We start from the raw sequence: 14,467 nt of genomic DNA, 5'->3' as shown, positions 1-14,467 counted from the left end.
GATAGGGAATAGCCAGAAATGACGACGCAAAAGCATCGCTTAGCACTTGTGACGGACAACAATGACCACTACCTAAAGCTCCTTGAAACCAAACAGTTGCCAGATCTCGAGATCACCACCGAGATCGATGGTGCAACCATCTTGCTAGCGGCACCACCAAAACTGGCACTACAACTGGGTGACGCTAAGGAGTTAGAGTGGGTTCAGTCAACGTATGCGGGTATCGATGCACTGCTTGGCGAGTCACTTCGTAAGGATTACAAGCTTACTAATGTGAAAGGTATTTTTGGTCAGCAGATTAGTGAGTATGTACTGGGTTACTCGATTGGCTATTTCCGACATTTCGACCTTTACAAGCAGCAGCAACAAAAACGTGATTGGCAGCCTCACACTTATCAATCGATGATCGGCAAACGCATGGTCATTTTTGGTACCGGCGCGATTGGTAGCCATCTTGCCAATACCGTCAAAGCCCTGGGGATAATCCCTGTAGGCATTAATCGCACCGGAATCCCACCAAGACAAAGTGCCTTTGCAGAGACCTACCATATCAATGAGGCGGGCAAAGCGCTTGAAAGTGCGAATATCATCGTCAACACGCTCCCTAATACGCCATCTACTGACGGCCTTTTCGATGAGCGCCTATTTGCGGCTTGTCGCCATGCGCTGTTTTTTAATGTTGGCCGCGGTCAAACGGTGGATGGCAACGCTCTGCTTAACGCCTTGGAGCGCGGCAACCTGGTGCATGCGTTTTTGGATGTGTTTATTGATGAGCCTATCTCGCAAGAGTGCCCTTACTGGAGTAATCCAAACGTAACGGTGACGCCTCATATAGCGGCAATAAGTTTTCCTGAGCAGGTGGTCGAGATATTTGCTGAGAATTATCTGCGTTGGCGTGATGGGTTTCAGCTGCAGAATTTGATTGATTTTGAGCGTGGGTATTAGGGTGGTATTTAAGCTTTTGGATCACCATGATCCAAAAGCTCTATGACCTAAACGGATACAGCTAGTTTGCAGGATACTCCTCAAACATCTTATGAACCTGCTCCTGTACAAATACATCTCTGTCGGCCGGCTCCATGGTCTCGGTTAGCTGACGCTGTGAGACTGAGCGCCACACCACGTCATTGGTTTTTGGGTCAACAAGCTCGACCGCCAACTTACCAAATTTTTTCTCCTTCACTCGTGTTGGGGTACGGACGCCCACACCATAGCCGCTGTTGTACCCACCCGTGCCGATACCAAATCCAAAGCTAGGGCCATCAGCTCTTAATTCTGTGCCCTCAAGGATGTCATAGCGCACGACCAAGTCGGCCCCCTGTTCCACCATAGAAAAACCTCGAACATTGAGCTCGTTATCAACGGCTTGTTTGATGCGGGCACCATCTAGGCTAACTGGCACCTCAGCGTTTTCTTGGTATTGATACGTGTTGAACGCAGCGAAGTTGACGCTAGAGTTGTAGTCGGTTGCGACGTCTGAGGCACAACCGGTGAGAAACAGCAGCGAAGCTAGAAAGGGAACAAGCACTTTAAACATAGGGTTGCCTCACAACACAAGACCTAGTTAAAGCGTAGTCAAAGTGAGACAAAAATGCCGTTACTCCCTTTTGGGAAATAACGGCATCTCAATATTTAGACGACAGTAATTAGAAATGGATTACTTGTGGTATGGCTTAGATAGCTCGTGAACGGCCTCTACAAACACACCAGCATTCTCTGGTGGTACATCCAAGTGGATGCCGTGACCTAGGTTGAATACATGACCTGTACCACCGTCGCCAAAGCCTTCCAGGATGGTCGCCACTTCTTCACGAATACGCTCAGGTTGAGCGTAAAGCATAGATGGATCCATGTTACCCTGAAGTGCCACTTTATCGCCTACGCGAGCTTTCGCATCGGCAATGTTGATGGTCCAGTCTAAACCGACCGCATCACAACCTGTTGCAGCGATTTGCTCTAGCCACATACCGCCGTTCTTAGTGAACAAGGTCACTGGAACGCGGCGACCTTCATTTTCACGGATAAGGCCATCGACAATCTTATGCATGTACTGAAGTGAGAACAGGTTGTAATCGCGAGGTGTTAAGACGCCACCCCAAGTATCAAATACCATTACAGACTGAGCACCTGCTTTGATCTGAGCATTTAGATATTCGATAACACTGTCTGCTAGCTTATCAAGAAGTGCATGCAGGATTTGTGGCTCTGCGTACATCATCTTCTTGATTTTAGTGAAGGCTTTCGAGCTGCCACCTTCAACCATGTAAGTAGCCAAAGTCCACGGGCTACCAGAGAAACCAATCAGCGGAACATCACCATTCAAGTCTTTACGGATCTGACGGACGGCGTTCATTACGTACTTTAGCTCGCCTTCTGGATCTGGTATACCAATCTTGTCGACATCTGCTTTGCAGGTAATTGGACGCTCAAACTTAGGACCTTCACCCGCTTCAAAGTACAAACCTAGGCCCATTGCATCAGGAATCGTCAAGATGTCAGAAAATAGAATGGCGGCATCCAGTGGGAAACGGCGTAGCGGCTGAAGAGTCACCTCAGACGCTAGCTCTGCATTCTTACACAGTGACATGAAATCACCCGCTACTGAGCGAGTCTCACGGTATTCTGGAAGGTAACGGCCCGCTTGGCGCATCATCCATACTGGTGTGTAGTCTACAGGTTGCTTTAACAACGCTCGAAGATAGCGATCGTTCTTTAATTCCGTCATTCTTTTTTCTCCAATTCGAAAGGCGTTAGTTTACCGCTATTCATTCATGGTTGGCAGCCTTAGATAACAATTCTTTTACCAAAATTTGAGGGTCATCGCCTGTGCTGCGCCACCGCTCAAAAAAGAGTCACTTTGCAAAGCAGATCATATTATCAATACGCAGTTTTGAGGTGAGTTTGCCAAGGACCAAAAGGAATGTTAAAAGTTTGTTTGCTAGCGAAAATTACAATAATACTACTGAGTCTCTAGACTCAGCATCTCATAACGACATCTTACTTACCCCCTCCGCACGCGGAGGGTTTTTTTTGTCATTTTTCTGCCGCAGCCGCCTCGACGGTCGCATGAATAAGCGATCTGGCAATAGTTCCTTCAGGCGCGACCAAGGGAAGCTCATTAGTATTAAACCACTGTGCGTCTTTGAGCTCACTGTAGTCTGGTTTGATATCCCCACTCTCATAGTCAGCTAGAAACGCCATCATCATGCTCGAAGGAAATGCCCATGGCTGACTGCCAAAATAACGAATATTGGCAACCTTGATGCCTGTCTCCTCTTCCACCTCACGGGCAACGCAAGTTTCTAGTGTTTCCCCCACTTCTAGGAACCCGGCGATAACCGTGTACATGCCGCCTGCATGGCGATTATGCTGTGCCAGCAAGATATCTTGCCCTTTGCGCACGGCGACGATAATGCAGGGAAAGATACGTGGATAATGCAGCGTTCGGCAGTCTTGGCACTGCATAGCGAGCTGATTGTGGTTGAGGTGATTGCGACCTCCGCATTGAGGACAAAAACGCATAGACTGGCTCATATAGCCATATTGAATTGCTTTGGAGATTTGATGGAACAGCGTCTCTGGGAGATGAAGCAATTCGCGCAGTGAGGTTAGCTCTCGCTCTCCTTCTAGGTCGGCATCGTTAAGCCACATCACGGGCTTACCTTCAAACGCCCCTACTTTTATTGCCTGATGAGCAGGCAGTGAAAACTGCTCTGCCGAACCAAGCGGCACATCACCGTCTGCAAGCCAAAGTTCATTCCCTGACACCACACACCAATAAGCCTGGCGAATGACCTTTTCACTTTTTTTTAACATCATGAATCCTCTTCACTTGCAGTTCGTCCATTTTACTGGCAATCTAAATTCATACCAGCTAGAAAACTCGAAATTCTAATTCTGGTGAATGAGAAACGAATTCTCTTTTACTCTTTGTCGTTACAAAGCGTGCAGCTGCCAATTGCAGTGCCGATCATGAGGACATGGTCATGTTAAATAAATTCAAACAAGTACAAGAACAATGGGGTGGCTCTAGCGAAGTCATCGACCACTGGCTAGAAACAAGACAAGCGCTTATTGTTGAATACTGTAAGCTCGGTTCCCTTCAACCCGCTCAAGCCCAATCTAACGTGGTTGAGCTTCCCTCTGCGAAAGAAATCAGCTCCTTTTGTGATCATCTCGTCGACTACATCTCTGAAGGCCACTTTAAGATCTACGACATGGTGATGGATAAGTGGAAGGCGACTGGCTTTAAGACCAACGATGATATCGATGCGACCTACGCTAAGATCGTTCTCACCACAGACCCATTACTTGAGTTCAACGACAAATATGTACAAGTATCATTTGAAGATGAGCTTCCGGGTTTCGAGGACGATATGTCTAAAGTTGGTGAGATACTTGAGCTGCGCTTTGAAGTGGAAGATAAGCTGATTCAGTTGATCGCGGATAGTTTGGCGATTCCGCCAGGTGCGTAAGCAATAGTGCAATAGTTAGCATTTCTGAATCCAGAATTACCGTCACTCCACTAGCCGCGCTCCTGCGCAGGAAGGGGTTACTCAAAGCGTGCACCAAGCCTCTAGAAGATTCCTGCCTACGCAGGAATGACATACGTTGTGGAGCAATCACGTCTAAATAAATCGTTATGCCCCAAATAGCGACTACGCGCCTAAAAATGCTAGCATTTGCATACTAAAAATAGCCACACTCAAAATGACCGTCACCCCTGCGCAGGCAGGGGTCTACTCAAAGCGTGTACCAAGCTTCAAGAAGATTCCTGCCTGCGCAGGAATGACGTGCGCTATGGAGCCATCAAGACTAAGCAATCCCATCACTCCAATTGTCGCGCGCCGACGCAGGCAAGGGGGCTACTCAACGCACCTGCCAAATCTCAGGATTCCAGACACAAAAAAGGCGCCTTTCGGCGCCTTTTGTCATTTCGCTCTGCGATTACTCGTCAGAAGAGAAACCTGCGTTTAGTAGTGCAGCTAGGTTGTCCGTCGCTTGTTCAGCTGATGGACCTTCTTGAGCTTCGTCACGCTTAGCTTGACGGTCTTGGTGATACGCAAAACCAGTACCCGCTGGGATCAGACGACCCACGATAACGTTCTCTTTCAGACCACGTAGGTCATCACGCTTACCAGATACCGCTGCCTCTGTTAGTACGCGCGTCGTTTCTTGGAACGATGCTGCAGAGATGAACGATTCTGTTGCTAGCGATGCCTTAGTGATACCTAGTAGGTCACGCTCGAAACGTACAAGTTCTTTGCCTTCAGCTTCTAGCTGACGGTTTGCGATCTTAACGCTTGAGTATTCAACCTGCTCGCCTGGTAGGAACTCAGAGTCACCAGCATGAGTGATAGTACACTTACGTAGCATTTGACGAACGATAGTCTCGATGTGCTTATCGTTAATCTTTACACCCTGTAGACGGTATACTTCTTGAACTTCGTTCGCGATGTATTGAGTCACAGCGTGAATACCACGTAGACGTAGAATGTCATGCGGAGTTTCTGGACCATCAGCGATTACGTCACCACGCTCTACGCGCTCACCTTCGAACACGTTTAGCTGACGATGCTTAGGAATCATCTCTTCGTAGTTATCGCCACCATCACGAGTGATGATTAGACGACGCTTACCTTTCGTCTCTTTACCGAATGAAACGGTACCAGAGTGCTCAGCAAGGATTGCTGGCTCTTTTGGCTTACGAGCTTCGAATAGGTCCGCAACGCGAGGTAGACCACCGGTGATATCTTTGTTACCGCCAGATTTCTGTGGAATACGTGCTAGCGTATCACCCACACCTACTTCTGCGCCATCTTCGATGTTCACGATCGCTTTACCAGGTAGGAAGTAAAGTGCTGGCATTTCAGTGCCTGCGATCATTACGTCGTTACCTTGCTCATCAACAAGTTTGATTGCTGGACGCATATCTTTACCTGCTGCTGGGCGAGCTGCCGCTTCTGTTACTTCGCTTGAAGATAGACCTGTTAGGTCATCTGTTTGACGAGAAACAGTTACGCCATCGATCATGTCTACGAATTGGATGCGACCTGCTACTTCAGTGATGATTGGAAGCGTGTGCGCTTCCCAGTTCGCTACTGTTTCACCAGCTTGAACTGCATCGCCGTCACCTTTAGTCAGTAGTGAACCGTAAGGAAGTTTGTGCTTCTCTTTGGTACGACCGAACTCATCGATGATCGTCATTTCTGACGCACGAGAGGTGATAACCAGTTTCTTATCTTTGTTGATAACAAACTTAGCGTTGTGAAGTTTCACAGAACCTGTGTTCTTAGCTTGGATGCTGTTCTCTGCTGCTGCAGTAGATGCCGCACCACCGATGTGGAACGTACGCATCGTAAGCTGTGTACCCGGCTCACCGATAGACTGAGCAGCGATAACGCCCACTGCTTCGCCTTGGTTCACTAGGTGACCACGTGCTAGGTCACGACCGTAACACTGTGCACAACAACCGAAGTCTGCATCACAGGTAACTACTGAGCGCACTTTCATGCTGTCTACAGAGTTATCTTCCATGATCTGACACCACTTCTCATCAATCAGAGTATTACGTGGGATCAGAACTTCTTCAGTACCTGGCTTAAGAACGTCTTCAGCAACTACACGACCCAGCGCAAGTTCAGAAAGTGCAACTTTAACGTCACCACCTTCGATGTGCGGAGTCATTAGGATACCTTCGTGCGTACCACAGTCGTGCTCGTGAACAACTACGTCCTGAGCAACGTCTACTAGACGACGAGTTAGGTAACCCGAGTTCGCTGTTTTCAGTGCTGTATCCGCAAGACCCTTACGAGCACCGTGCGTTGAGATAAAGTACTGAAGTACGTTTAGACCTTCTTTAAAGTTCGCGGTGATTGGCGTCTCGATGATTGAACCATCTGGACGTGCCATTAGACCACGCATACCAGCAAGCTGACGAATCTGAGCTGCAGAACCACGAGCGCCCGAGTCAGCCATCATGTAGATGCTGTTGAACGACTCTTGTTGTTCTTCTTCACCGTCACGGTTGATAACCGTTTCAGATGATAGGTTGTCCATCATCGCTTTCGCTACGCGATCGTTGGTCGATGCCCAAATATCGATCACTTTGTTGTAGCGCTCACCCGCTGTTACAAGACCAGATTGGAACTGATCCTGGATTTCGCGAACTTCTTCTTCTGCTGATTCGATCTCGTCGTACTTCGCTTGAGGTACAACCATGTCATCGATACCAACAGATACACCTGAAAGTGCTGCGTAAGCAAAACCAGCGTACATAACTTGGTCAGCGAAGATTACAGTGTCTTTTAGACCCAGCTTGCGGTAAGCCTCGTTCAGTAGGTTAGAGATTTGCTTCTTACCTAGCTTTTGGTTTACCAAGCTGAATGGAAGACCTGCTGGCACGATTTGCCATAGCATTGCACGACCGATAGTGGTATCAACCATCTTAGTCTCAGTTGTGCTGTTGCCGTCTTCGTCAACGACAGTTTCAGTGATACGTACTTTTACGCGAGCGTGTAGCTCTGCGCTCTTAGTACGGTATGCCTTCTCAGCCTCTTCAGGGCCAGCAAGGTACATACCTTCACCTTTCACGTTGATCTTGTCACGTGTCATGTAGTACAGACCCAATACAACGTCCTGAGAAGGTACGATGATCGGATCACCTGATGCTGGCGACAGAATGTTGTTTGTCGACATCATCAGAGTACGAGCTTCAAGCTGTGCTTCTAGAGTTAGAGGCACGTGAACCGCCATTTGGTCACCATCGAAGTCCGCGTTGTACGCCGCACACACTAGTGGGTGTAGCTGAATCGCTTTACCTTCGATTAGTACTGGTTCGAACGCCTGGATACCAAGACGGTGAAGTGTTGGTGCACGGTTCAATAGTACTGGGTGTTCGCGGATTACTTCGTCTAGGATATCCCAAACGATCGCTTCTTCGCGCTCTACCATTTTCTTAGCTGCTTTGATTGTCGTCGCCATGCCACGAGTTTCTAGCTTGCTGTAGATAAATGGTTTGAATAGCTCTAGTGCCATCTTCTTAGGAAGACCACACTGGTGCAGACGAAGGTATGGACCTACTGTGATTACAGAACGGCCAGAGTAGTCTACACGCTTACCTAGTAGGTTCTGACGGAAACGACCTTGTTTACCCTTGATCATATCAGCAAGAGATTTCAGAGGACGCTTGTTCGAACCTGTGATCGCACGACCGCGACGACCGTTATCTAGAAGGGCATCAACAGACTCTTGCAGCATACGCTTTTCGTTACGTACGATGATGTCCGGAGCCGCTAGCTCTAGAAGACGCTTCAAACGGTTGTTACGGTTGATTACGCGACGGTATAGGTCGTTCAGATCAGACGTTGCGAAACGGCCGCCATCTAGTGGTACTAGAGGACGTAGATCTGGCGGAAGTACCGGAAGCACAGTTAGGATCATCCACTCAGGGTTGTTACCTGATTGAATAAACGCTTCAACTAGCTTCAGACGCTTAGTGATTTTCTTACGCTTAGTTTCTGAGTTTGTAGACTCAAGCTCTTCGCGCATCATCTCTGCTTCAGCGTGCATGTCCATAGTAGACAGCAGATCTTTGATCGCTTCTGCACCCATCTTAGCAGTGAACTCATCACCCCATTCTTCTAGACGATCAAGATACTCTTCTTCAGTAAGCATCTGTGATTTTTCTAGATCCGTCATACCCGGCTCTGTTACTACGTACATTTCGAAGTAAAGAACGCGCTCGATATCACGTAGTGGGATGTCCATTAGCAAACCGATACGAGATGGTAGCGATTTTAGGAACCAGATGTGAGCTACTGGAGACGCAAGCTCGATGTGGCCCATGCGGTCACGACGAACTTTAGTTTGTGTAACTTCTACACCACACTTCTCACAGATAACACCACGGTGCTTCAGACGCTTATATTTGCCACAAAGACATTCGTAGTCTTTAACTGGACCAAAGATACGCGCACAGAACAGACCATCGCGCTCAGGCTTGAACGTACGATAGTTGATAGTTTCTGGTTTTTTAACTTCACCAAAAGACCATGAACGAATCATGTCAGGTGAAGATAGACCGATTTTGATTGCATCAAATTCTTCGGTCTTATGCTGTGCTTTTAGAAAGTTTAATAAGTCTTTCACAATCAGCTCCTGTAAGGAGTTTAAAAAGGAACCCGCTAGGTCAGCAAACCTGTGCGAGCCCCTTTTCTACCAGATAATCCAGAGGGATTATTCGTCTTCTAGCTCGATGTTGATACCTAGCGAGCGGATCTCTTTCAACAGTACGTTGAACGATTCTGGCATGCCAGGTTCCATGCTGTGGTTACCATCGACGATGTTTTTGTACATCTTCGTACGGCCGTTAACGTCATCAGACTTAACCGTTAGCATTTCTTGAAGCGTATATGCAGCACCGTATGCTTCTAGTGCCCATACTTCCATCTCACCGAAACGCTGACCACCGAACTGAGCTTTACCACCAAGTGGTTGCTGAGTTACTAGGCTGTACGAACCAGTTGAACGAGCGTGCATCTTGTCATCAACAAGGTGGTTTAGTTTCAGCATGTACATGTAACCGACAGTTACAGGACGCTCAAACGCATCACCAGTACGACCGTCAAACAGAGTTAGCTGACCAGATTCTGGTAGGTCACCCAGTTTTAGAAGTTCTTTAATAGACTTCTCAGACGCACCGTCAAAGACAGGTGTAGCAATCGGTAGACCGCCACGTAGGTTCTTAACTAGAGTACGTACTTCGTCATCAGACAGTGATGCAATATCAACGTTCTGACGAGTACCACCTAGATCGTAAACCTTCTGCAGGAACTCGCGGAATTTCGCTAGTTCTTGCTGCTCTTTCACCATCTGGTTGATCTTGTCACCGATACCTTTCGCTGCCAGACCTAAGTGAACCTCAAGGATCTGACCGATGTTCATACGCGAAGGTACACCCAGTGGGTTAAGTACGATGTCTACAGGCTGACCTTTCTCATCGTAAGGCATGTCTTCAACAGGGTTGATCTTAGAGATTACACCCTTGTTACCGTGACGACCCGCCATCTTATCACCAGGCTGGATACGACGTTTAACCGCTAGGTAAACTTTAACAATCTTAAGAACGCCAGGCGCTAGATCATCACCTTGAGTGATCTTACGACGCTTAGTTTCAAACTTCTTATCGAAGTCTGCTTTTAGCTCGTCGTACTGCTCTGCAAGTTGCTCAAGCTGAGTTTGCATTGCATCGTCTTCTAGCGTTAGCTCTAGCCACTTCTTACGATCGATAGTATCTAGTTTAGCGTCAGAGTAACCACCTTGAAGTAGTACAGCTTTCACACGGTTTAGAAGGCCACCCTCAAGAATCTGGAATTCTTCAGTTAGGTCTTTCTTCGCTTCTTTCAGCTGCATTTGCTCAATTTCTAGAGCACGCTTGTCTTTCTCTACGCCATCGCGAGTGAAGACTTGAACGTCAATGATGGTACCTGAAATAGAGTTAGGTACACGTAGTGAAGTATCTTTAACATCAGATGCTTTTTCACCGAAGATCGCACGTAGTAGCTTCTCTTCTGGAGTCAGCTGAGTTTCACCTTTAGGCGTTACTTTACCAACTAGGATGTCGCCACCCTTAACTTCAGCACCGATGTAAACGATACCTGACTCGTCTAGTTTAGACAGAGCAGACTCACCTACGTTTGGAATATCCGCTGTGATCTCTTCAGAGCCCAGCTTAGTATCACGTGCCACACAAGACAGTTCTTGGATGTGGATAGTCGTGAAGCGGTCTTCTTGAACTACGCGCTCAGATACTAAGATCGAGTCTTCGAAGTTGTAACCGTTCCAAGGCATGAACGCGATACGCATGTTTTGACCAAGCGCTAGCTCACCAAGGTCTGTTGAAGGACCATCAGCAAGAACGTCACCGCGTGCTACTGGCTCGCCAGGTAGTACGGTTGGGCGCTGGTTAATACAAGTGTTCTGGTTCGAACGCGTGTACTTAGTCAGGTTGTAGATATCGATACCTGCTTCGCCAGGGATCAGCTCGTCTTCGTTAACTTTAATAACGATACGAGAAGCATCTACAGACTGAACTGTACCGCCACGTTTAGCTACTGCTGTTACACCAGAGTCAACCGCTACGTTGCGCTCGATACCAGTACCAACTAGAGGCTTATCAGCCTTAAGTGTTGGAACAGCCTGACGTTGCATGTTCGCACCCATCAATGCACGGTTCGCATCATCGTGTTCTAGGAACGGGATAAGCGATGCAGCGATAGATACTACTTGGTTTGTTGCAACGTCCATGTAGTTAACATGGTCGCGTGGGTGAAGACCAGATTCACCTTTTTGACGTGCTGTGATTAGCTCGTCAGCAAAAGAGCCTTCTTCCGTTAGCGCAGCGTTAGCCTGAGCGATAACGAATTGGCCTTCTTCGATTGCTGATAGGTAATCAACTTCGTCAGTTACTACACCATCAACAACGCGGCGGTACGGAGTTTCTAGGAAACCGTACTCGTTACAGCGCGCGAATGCTGATAGAGAGTTAATTAGACCGATGTTCGGACCTTCAGGCGTTTCGATAGGACATAGACGACCGTAGTGAGTTACGTGTACGTCACGTACTTCGAAGCCAGCACGCTCACGAGTTAGACCACCAGGACCCAATGCAGAAATACGACGCTTGTGCGTTACTTCTGAAAGCGGGTTGTTCTGGTCCATAAACTGAGATAGCTGTGAAGAACCGAAGAATTCTTTAACTGCCGCAGAGATAGGCTTCGCGTTGATTAGGTCTTGAGGCATGATTGCATCAAGGTCACCTAGGCTCAAACGCTCTTTCACTGCACGCTCAACACGTACAAGACCAACACGGAATTGGTTCTCAGCCATTTCACCTACAGAACGGATACGACGGTTACCTAGGTGGTCGATATCATCGACTTCACCGATACCGTTACGGATCGCGATAAGCTTCTTCATCACTTCGATGATGTCAGTCTCATCCAGCGTACCCTGCTCTAGAGCATCTTCACGTAGGATAGAGCTGTTAAACTTCATACGACCAACAGTCGATAGGTCATAACGCTCTTCAGAGAAGAATAGGCTTTCGAATAGTGCTTCTGCAGCTTCTTTTGTTGGCGGCTCACCAGGGCGCATCATGCGGTAGATTTCTACCAGTGCAGAGATGCGGTCTACCGTGCTGTCGACACGTAGAGTGTCAGACATGAACGGACCGTGGTCTAGATCGTTCGTAAATAGAACTTCTAGTTTCTTAACGCCTGCCTGAGATAGGTTCGCTAGTGCTTCTAGGCTGATCTCTTGGTTTGCACCAACGATGATCTCACCTGTCGCTTCATTGATGTAGTCTTGAGAAGCTACTTTACCTACGATGTACTCGACAGGTACTTCAATGAACTCAACGCCATCTTTTTCTAGTTGACGGATGTGACGAGCAGTAACGCGACGACCAGTCTCAACATAAGTTTTGCCGTTTGCTTCGATATCGAAAGAAGCAGTCTCACCACGTAGACGCTCAGGCACCAACTCCATAAGTAGAGTTTGGTCCTTAACTTCGAAGTTTACTTTTTCGAAGAAGATATCGAGGATTTCTTGCGTAGACTTACCTAGTGCACGAAGAATGATCGATGCTGGTAGTTTACGACGACGGTCGATACGAACGTACAGGTTATCTTTCGGGTCAAACTCGAAGTCGAGCCATGAACCACGGTAAGGAATAACACGTGCGTTATAAAGAACTTTACCTGAAGAGTGAGTCTTACCCTTATCGCTGTCGAAGAACACGCCTGGGCTTCGGTGCAGCTGGGATACGATAACCCTCTCGGTACCATTGATAACGAAGGTACCATTGTCTGTCATAAGCGGAATTTCGCCCATGTAGACTTCTTGTTCTTTAATGTCTTTTACGGTACCTGCTGGTGCGTCTTTATCAAAGATAACTAGACGTAGTTTTACGCGTAGTGGCTTTGAATACGTAACGCCACGAATTTGACATTCTTTAACATCAAATACTGGCTCACCAAGACGGTAGCTAACGTATTGCAGCTCAGAGTTGCCGTTATAGCTCTGAATTGGGAATACAGAACGAAACGCAGCTTCAAGTCCGTATTGACCCTCTGGATCCTGTTCGATGAATTTGTCGAACGAATCAAGCTGGATCGATAGCAGGTATGGAATGTCCAAAACTTGTGGACGAGTACCAAAGTCCTTACGGATGCGCTTTTTCTCGGTATAAGAGTAAACCATGGGGTTCCTCAGCTCGCTGATAAGTGACCCAAACTGCCCTTCCATCCTAGTTACTTAAGGTGGAGTATGGGGCAGTGACTAACAACTGTTTACTGTAGTGACGTTGACTCTAGCGTCGAGACAACGTTTTTTGCTTGGTGCATAGACGCTTAAACAGCGGGAAAATTCATCTATGCCCTACAGCGCAAAAAGGCCGGTGGTCAATAAACCACCAGCCATTAGCCTATTCGGCTAAGAAATTAAGCAATAATTACTTAACTTCAACAGAAGCACCAGCTTCTTCTAGCTGAGCTTTAAGAGCTTCAGCTTCAGCTTTGTCAACGCCTTCTTTTAGAGGTGCTGGAGCTGAGTCTACAAGACCTTTAGCTTCTTTAAGGCCTAGACCTGTTGCGCCACGTACCGCTTTGATAACAGCAACTTTGTTACCGCCAGCAGCAGTTAGGATTACGTCGAATTCAGTTTGCTCAGCAGCAGCTTCGCCACCAGCAGCACCGCCAGCTACAACAGCAGCTGCAGCAGATACGCCGAATTTCTCTTCCATAGCTTCGATAAGCTCAACAACTTGCATTACAGACATTTCTGCAACTGCGTCTAGGATTTGCTCGTTAGTAATAGACATAACAATTCTCTTTTAAGTCAACAATAAGTTTATTTTGCAACCAGTAAAAAGCAAGCTGATTAAGCAGCTTCTTCTTGCTTCTGGTCGCGTAGTGCAGCGATAGTACGTACCAGCTTGCCTGCAGAAGCTTCTTTCATGCACATCATTAGGCGTGCAATAGCTTCGTCGTAAGTTGGTAGTGTCGCTAGTACTTCAGCATCAGTAACCGCGCCTTCAAATGCAGCAGCTTTGATCTCGAATTCTTTGTTCTCTTTAGCGAAGTCTTTGAAAAGACGCGCTGCAGCACCTGGGTGCTCGTTAGAGAACGCGATTAGAGTAGGACCAGTGAAAGTGTCAGTTAGACACTCATAGTCAGTACCCTGAACCGCACGGCGTGCTAGAGTGTTACGCACAACTTTCAGGTAAACGCCCGCTTCACGCGCTTGTTTACGTAGAGAAGTCATTGCGCCAACTTCAACGCCACGAGAGTCAGCTACAACTGCAGAAAGTGCACCACTGGCTGCTTCGTTGACTTCAGCAACAATTGCTTTTTTGTCTTGAAGGTTTAAAGCCATCTTGGATTTACTCCTGGTTGTTTTTACACCA

Annotated in this window: 9 protein-coding genes; 2 read left to right on the top strand and 7 right to left on the bottom strand. The window is 47.5% G+C overall.

Annotated features, from left to right (window positions below; all coding sequences use genetic code 11):
* Positions 1–18: 18 nt before the first annotated feature.
* Positions 19–945 carry a D-2-hydroxyacid dehydrogenase gene (locus tag LY387_RS00670; RefSeq protein ID WP_234494971.1) on the top strand — a complete coding sequence of 309 codons (927 nt, stop codon included), beginning with the start codon at positions 19–21 and terminating at the stop codon, positions 943–945.
* 61 nt (positions 946–1,006) lie between these two features.
* Here the strand turns inward: LY387_RS00670 and LY387_RS00665 are convergent, their stop codons facing one another.
* From LY387_RS00665 to nudC, 3 genes are all read right to left on the bottom strand, one after another.
* Positions 1,007–1,537, bottom strand: a complete 531-nt coding sequence (locus tag LY387_RS00665) for a DUF4136 domain-containing protein (protein WP_234494970.1) — start codon at positions 1,535–1,537, stop codon at positions 1,007–1,009.
* Positions 1,538–1,657: 120 nt separating this feature from the next.
* On the bottom strand, positions 1,658–2,725 hold the full coding sequence (gene hemE / locus LY387_RS00660) for a uroporphyrinogen decarboxylase (RefSeq protein WP_042478979.1): 1,068 nt from the start codon (positions 2,723–2,725) through the stop codon (positions 1,658–1,660).
* Between the two features lie 308 nt (positions 2,726–3,033).
* Positions 3,034–3,816: an NAD(+) diphosphatase gene (gene nudC / locus LY387_RS00655; RefSeq protein WP_234496027.1), complete on the bottom strand. Its 783-nt coding sequence runs from the start codon at positions 3,814–3,816 to the stop codon at positions 3,034–3,036.
* A 164-nt stretch (positions 3,817–3,980) separates the two neighbouring features.
* Between nudC and LY387_RS00650 the strand changes: the two genes are divergently transcribed.
* Positions 3,981–4,475, top strand: coding sequence for an Rsd/AlgQ family anti-sigma factor (locus LY387_RS00650; RefSeq protein ID WP_042478978.1), 495 nt, complete (start codon positions 3,981–3,983; stop codon positions 4,473–4,475).
* 472 nt (positions 4,476–4,947) lie between these two features.
* Here LY387_RS00650 and rpoC read toward each other — a convergent pair whose 3' ends face one another.
* From rpoC to rplJ, 4 genes are all read right to left on the bottom strand, one after another.
* Positions 4,948–9,150 carry a DNA-directed RNA polymerase subunit beta' gene (gene rpoC / locus LY387_RS00645; protein WP_112478821.1) on the bottom strand — a complete coding sequence of 1,401 codons (4,203 nt, stop codon included), beginning with the start codon at positions 9,148–9,150 and terminating at the stop codon, positions 4,948–4,950.
* Positions 9,151–9,237: 87 nt separating this feature from the next.
* On the bottom strand, positions 9,238–13,263 hold the full coding sequence (gene rpoB, locus LY387_RS00640) for a DNA-directed RNA polymerase subunit beta (RefSeq protein WP_234494969.1): 4,026 nt from the start codon (positions 13,261–13,263) through the stop codon (positions 9,238–9,240).
* Positions 13,264–13,513: 250 nt separating this feature from the next.
* Positions 13,514–13,882: a 50S ribosomal protein L7/L12 gene (rplL, locus tag LY387_RS00635; RefSeq protein WP_031493851.1), complete on the bottom strand. Its 369-nt coding sequence runs from the start codon at positions 13,880–13,882 to the stop codon at positions 13,514–13,516.
* Positions 13,883–13,941: 59 nt separating this feature from the next.
* On the bottom strand, positions 13,942–14,436 hold the full coding sequence (gene rplJ, locus LY387_RS00630; RefSeq protein WP_096995134.1) for a 50S ribosomal protein L10: 495 nt from the start codon (positions 14,434–14,436) through the stop codon (positions 13,942–13,944).
* Positions 14,437–14,467 lie beyond the last annotated feature (31 nt).

Origin of the sequence: Vibrio maritimus (assembly GCF_021441885.1) — a bacterium.
GTDB lineage: Bacteria > Pseudomonadota > Gammaproteobacteria > Enterobacterales > Vibrionaceae > Vibrio > Vibrio maritimus_B.
Note: the sequence above shows the minus strand (reverse complement) of the source record. Positions and strands in the feature narration are given on the sequence as shown.